The 5,186-nt window shown below is 69.5% G+C and carries 7 protein-coding genes; 5 read left to right on the top strand and 2 right to left on the bottom strand.

Features of this window, described 5'->3' with window-relative positions; genetic code table 11:
• Both IBL26_RS25065 and IBL26_RS25060 read left to right on the top strand, forming a co-directional pair.
• A partial coding sequence (locus IBL26_RS25065; protein WP_187787227.1) for a YXWGXW repeat-containing protein occupies window positions 1-246 on the top strand: 246 nt, incomplete at its 5' end.
• Window positions 247-375: 129 nt separating this feature from the next.
• Window positions 376-552: a hypothetical protein gene (locus IBL26_RS25060; protein WP_187787226.1), complete on the top strand. Its 177-nt coding sequence runs from the start codon at window positions 376-378 to the stop codon at window positions 550-552.
• 43 nt (window positions 553-595) lie between these two features.
• Here IBL26_RS25060 and xth read toward each other — a convergent pair whose 3' ends face one another.
• A complete protein-coding gene (gene xth / locus IBL26_RS25055; RefSeq protein WP_187787225.1) occupies window positions 596-1,363 on the bottom strand; it encodes an exodeoxyribonuclease III in 768 nt (255 codons plus the stop codon).
• A gap of 8 nt (window positions 1,364-1,371) precedes the next feature.
• Entirely contained in the window at window positions 1,372-1,725 is a 354-nt protein-coding gene (locus IBL26_RS25050) for a HesB/IscA family protein (RefSeq protein WP_187787224.1), read from the bottom strand.
• A 129-nt stretch (window positions 1,726-1,854) separates the two neighbouring features.
• Between IBL26_RS25050 and IBL26_RS25045 the strand changes: the two genes are divergently transcribed.
• The 3 genes from IBL26_RS25045 to IBL26_RS25035 all read left to right on the top strand — a co-directional run.
• Window positions 1,855-3,006: a deoxyguanosinetriphosphate triphosphohydrolase gene (locus tag IBL26_RS25045; protein WP_187787223.1), complete on the top strand. Its 1,152-nt coding sequence runs from the start codon at window positions 1,855-1,857 to the stop codon at window positions 3,004-3,006.
• Between the two features lie 11 nt (window positions 3,007-3,017).
• The gene (argS, locus tag IBL26_RS25040) at window positions 3,018-4,802 is read left to right on the top strand and encodes an arginine--tRNA ligase (RefSeq protein WP_187787222.1); all 1,785 of its coding nucleotides are present in this window, start codon (window positions 3,018-3,020) and stop codon (window positions 4,800-4,802) included.
• Window positions 4,803-4,864: 62 nt separating this feature from the next.
• Window positions 4,865-5,186, top strand: a 322-nt coding sequence (locus IBL26_RS25035) for a hypothetical protein (RefSeq protein WP_456316421.1), incomplete at its 3' end; no start/stop codon positions are given.

Below are 5,186 nucleotides of genomic sequence, written 5' to 3'. Positions count from 1 at the left end.
GGCCCGCCGCCGGGCCGTGGCCCTGGCCGCCCCCCGCCACCCCCGCCGCCGCGTTCCGAAGGCCCACGTGGCCGGCCGCCCGGCCGCTACTCCGTCTGGCGCCCTGGCCACTGGTCCTGGCGCGGCAACAGCTACGCCTGGGTGCCCGGCCGCTGGGTGGAGCGCCGCCGTGGTGGCACCTGGCAGGAAGGCCGCTGGGTGCAGCGTGGTGGCCGCTGGGTCTGGGTGGAGCCGTCCTGGCGCTAGGCGCGCGCCGGCACCGCCCGATCGGTGGAATAGGTCCGGCAGGCCCGCAACGGCCTGCCGCCAGGGATCCGATAGCGACCCGGGCACCCGCCCGGGCCGCGAGACGGATCAGAACAGGGAGACTTCCCGATGCGTCTTCTCTCAAGGATGCTGGTACTGGCGGTCGCGGCGGCGGGCCTCGCCGGCTGCGTGGCCTACCCGGTGGGCGGCTATTACGGCCCGCCGCGCCATTACGGCTACTACGCGCCCCCGCCACCACCACCGCCGCCACCGCGCGGCTGGTACGGCCCGCCACGCTGGTATTAGCGCGAGGGCGAGGCTGGCACAGACCTGGTGCCAGCTTGCTGGCTCAGCGGAGGTTGATGGTAACGGCCGTGTGGTCGGAGGGCTGTTCCTGGGCACGCAGGGCGTAGTCGATCTCCGCGCTTTCCAGCCGCTCCGCCAGTTCGGGGGAGAGCAGGGCGTGGTCGATCCGCAGGCCGCGATTGGCCTCGAAGGCCGCGCCGTAATCCCAGTAGGTGTACAGCCGCTCCGCCGGGTGCAGGGCGCGCACGGCGTCCGTCAGACCCAGATGCAGCAGCGCGCGGAAGGCTGAGCGGCTTTCCGGCCGTACTAGCGCATCGGTAGGCGGCAGGGCACGCGGGGCGAGGTCCAGCTCCGTCGGGCAGACATTGAAGTCACCCAGGATGGCAAAGGGAATGCCGTCATCCAGCCGCTCAGCGGCCAGGGCGCGCAGGCGTTCCATCCAGCGCAGCTTGTAAGCATAGCCCTCGTCACCGCCGGAATTGCCGTTGGGCAGGTAGATACCGGCGATGCGGCAGCCGGCGGACTCGACCTCGATATAGCGGGCGTGGGTGTCTTCCGGCTCGCCGTGCAGATCCTCGGCCACCACCTTGAAGGGCAGGCGGGACAGCACGGCCACGCCGTTGCGGCCACCATGCTGGCCAACGGCATGGAACTCGTAGCCGGAGCCCGCGAAAGCCTCGGCGGGGAATTCCTCCGTCTTGCACTTCAGCTCCTGCAGGAACAGGAGGTCGGGCTTGGAGGCATCGAGGAAGCGGCGGACATGCGGCGCGCGCTTGCGCACCGAATTCACGTTCAGGGTGGCGAGGCGCAAGGGACTGGTCAGCCGATGGAGAAGGAGGTGCCGCAACCGCAGCCGGAGACCGCCTGCGGGTTCTTCACCACGAAGTGGGCACCGATCAATGCCTCATTCCAGTCCAGCTGCGCGCCGGCCAGCAGGTCCAGGCTCACCGGGTCGATGAACACGCGGGTCTGCTGGTTGTCCAGCACCAGATCGTCCTCTGCCGCAGCATCCTCCAACCCGAAGGAATACTGGAAGCCGGAGCAGCCGCCCGCCAGCACGGCCACGCGCAGCCCGGCCTGGGGCCGGCCCTCACGGGCGGCGATCTCCGCCACCTGGGCGAAGGCGCGCGGGGTCACTTGGAACAGGGGGGCAGTCATGGTGCCGTCGGGCATGGCCAGCAAACTCCTCAGATGCGGGATATAGGACGGTGGTGGTCTGATTTCCAACCATTCCCTGGCATTCCACCCCGGCGGCGGGCGCGGCCGTTGCGGGCGGGCGGGGCGGCTGGTAAGCCGCGCGGCATGGATGGTCTGGCTCCCTATGCCGTGCGGCCGGAGACCTCGCGCGGCCGTCTCTACCCCGAACCCGGCGGCGATTCGCGTTCGCCGTTCCAGCGGGACCGTGACCGTATCATCCACAGCAAGGCCTTCCGCCGGCTGCAGTACAAGACGCAGGTCTTCATCTATCACGAGGGCGACGAGTTCCGCACCCGGCTGACCCACAGCATCGAGGTGGCGCAGATCGCCCGCTCCATCGCCCGCCGGCTGCGGCTGGACGAGGACCTGGCCGAAGCCCTGGCGCTGGCGCACGACCTCGGCCACCCGCCCTTCGGCCATGCGGGGGAGGAGGCGCTGAACGGCGTCATGCGTCCCTATGCCGGCTTCGACCACAACGCGCAGAGCCTGAAGGCCGTGACGCTGCTGGAGGCCCGCTACGCCAGCTTCGACGGGTTGAACCTGACCTGGGAGACGCTGGAGGGGCTGGCCAAGCACAATGGCCCCATTCGCCGCCCCACGCCCTATTTCGTCGAATACGACGCCAGGCACCCGTTGGAACTGCACACCCATGCCTCGGCCGAGGCGCAGGTGGCGGCGCTGGCGGACGACATCGCCTACAACAACCACGATCTGGATGACGGCCTGCGCGCCGGCCTGTTCACGCTGGAGGAAGCGGCGGAGCTGCCCCTGATCGGCGCCGCCGTGGCCCAGGCGCGGGAGGCCTATCCCGGCGTGCATGACGGCCGGTTGGTGAGCGAGGCGATTCGCCGCGTCATCAACGCCATGGTGCAGGACGTGGTGGACGAATCCGGCCGCCGCCTGGAAGCCCTGGCCCCGCGCAACGTGGACGACATCCGCGCCGCCGACCGGCCCGTGGTGTTCTTCAGCGACCGCATGGTGGCCGCCAACCAGACGGTGCGGGATTTTCTGTTCGGCCGCATGTACCGCCACTGGCGCGTCAACCGCACCACGCAAAAGTCGAAGCGAGTGGTGCAGGTGCTGTTCAGCCTGCTGCATGGCGGGCCGGACATGCTGCCGCCGGACTGGCGCGCCCGTGCCGGCGCCGCCGGCAGCGCCCAGTGCGCCGCCACGGTGTGCGACTACATTGCCAGCATGACCGACCGCTTTGCGCTAGAAGAGCATCGGCGCCTTACCGATCCCCACATTCCCGGCTGATACGGATTTCCATGTCTCACGACCCGACCGTCGCTTACGATATCTTTGCCGTCCTGCGCGCCGAGGTCGTGACCTGCCTGCGCCGCCTATTGCCGGACCTGGCGGACGATGCCTTCGCCCGCGTGCTGGTGGAGCCGCCGCGCGATGCCAGCCATGGGGACATGGCGACCAACGGCGCGATGGTCGTGGCCAAGCTGGCCAAGATGCCGCCGCCGAAGCTGGCGGCCGAGCTGGCCGCCGCCCTGGCCGCGCTGCCGATGGTGGCGGAGGCCGCACCCGCCGGCCCCGGCTTCGTCAATATCCGCCTGAAGGAAGAATTCCTGCTCGGCCAGGTGCCGCTGCTGCTGCGCGCCGGGGAGGCCTATGGCGATTCCACCGCCGGCGGGCAGGTGCGGGTGAACGTGGAATACGTCTCCGCCAACCCGACCGGGCCGATGCATGTCGGCCATTGCCGCGGCGCCGTGGTGGGGGATGCGCTGGCCAACCTGCTGCACAAGGCCGGCTACGCCGTCACCAAGGAATACTACATCAACGATGCCGGCGCCCAGGTGCGCGCCCTGGCCTATGCGGCCTACTGGCGCTACCTGCAGGCCATCGGCACCAGCCTGACCGAGGACGAATACTCGGCCCAGGTTCCCGGTGGCCTGCAATACCGGGGCGAGTACCTGATCCCGGTGGGGGAGGCGCTGAAGGCCGAGCATGGTGACGCGCTGGCGCCCGGCGGACAGCCCGTCTTCACCGAAGCCACCCTGGCGCTGATCCAGGCCCAGACCGTCGCCGCGATGATGGTGGAGATCCGCGAGGACCTCGCCGCGCTCGGCGTCGTGCATGACGTGTTCATTAGCGAGTTGGAGCTGGTGAAGGCCGGTGTCACCGACAAGGCGATCGCCGAGCTGGTGGCCAAGGGCCTAGTCTACGAGGGCGTGCTGGAACCGCCGAAGGGCAAGACGCCCGAGGACTGGGAACCGCGCCCGCAGACGCTGTTCTCCTCCACCGCCTTCGGCGATGACGTGGACCGCCCGCTGCGCAAAAGCGATGGTTCCAACACATACTTCGCCAACGACATCGGCAACCATGCCGACAAGATCGCGCGCGGCATGCAGCAGCTGGTGCAGGTGTGGGGCGCCGACCACGGCGGCTACGTCAAGCGCATGCAGGCGGCCACCAAGGCGCTCTCCAACGGCAGCGTGCCGCTGGATGTCGTGCTGTGCCAGATCGTCAAGGTGGTGAAGGATGGCGAGCCGGTCCGCATGTCCAAACGCGCCGGCAGCTACATCACGCTGCGCGACCTGATCGACGAAGTGGGGCGGGATGCGGTGCGCTTCACCATGCTGACCCGCAAGTCCGACGCGCAGATGGAGTTCGACCTGACCAAGGTGGTCGAGCAGTCGCGCGAGAACCCGGTGTTCTACGTCCAATACGCCCATGCCCGCTGCCGCTCTGTCCTGCGTCAGGCCGATTCCGCGCTGACCGCCGACCTGGACTCCGCCCCGCTCGGTTCGTTGCAGGACCCCGCCGAACTGGCCCTGATCCGCCGCCTGACCGCCTGGCCCCGCACGGTGGAGGCCGCTGCTGCGGCGCGGGAGCCACACCGGATTGCCTTTTATCTCGGTGACTTGGCCAGCGACTTTCATATTCTATGGAACCGTGGGCGTGAGGATGCGACACTGCGCTTCATTCAGGCCGAGCAGCCGGAATCGACGCGTGCCCGACTCGCCCTCGTGGCGGCCACGGCGACGGTCATCCGCTCCGGCCTAGCTGTGATGGGCGTGACGCCTGTTGAGGAGATGCGGTGAGGGAAGCTCCTGTCCCGTCTTATCGGGTTCGCAGTGCGGCGAATGAGGGTTCGTCCACGCGCATGTTGGCCATGGCCGGTGGCCTGGCGGCGATCGTCGGCGTCGGCGCGATGGTGGGGTGGGGCATCACCCGCCTGACCACCGACCGACCGATCCCCACGGTCGAGGCGGATGCCCGGCCGGTGAAGATCCGCCCGGACGACCGGGGCGGCCTGCGGGTCGCCAACCAGGACGAGATCATTTTCGAGCGCCGCAACAGCGGCGCGGCGTTCGAGGCGAACGGCCGGCTGGCCCCCGCCGCCGAGGCGCCGAACCTCGATGCGCTGCGCGCCGCCACGGCGCCGCCGCCGGCCCCGGCGCCGCGCATCGTGACAGAAAGCCAGG

The sequence above is a fragment of the Teichococcus aerophilus genome (assembly GCF_014490485.1).
In the GTDB taxonomy this organism is placed as follows: Bacteria; Pseudomonadota; Alphaproteobacteria; order Acetobacterales; family Acetobacteraceae; genus Pseudoroseomonas; species Pseudoroseomonas aerophila.
The sequence above is the reverse complement of the archived record's forward strand: the minus strand, read 5'-3'. Positions and strand labels throughout refer to the sequence as shown.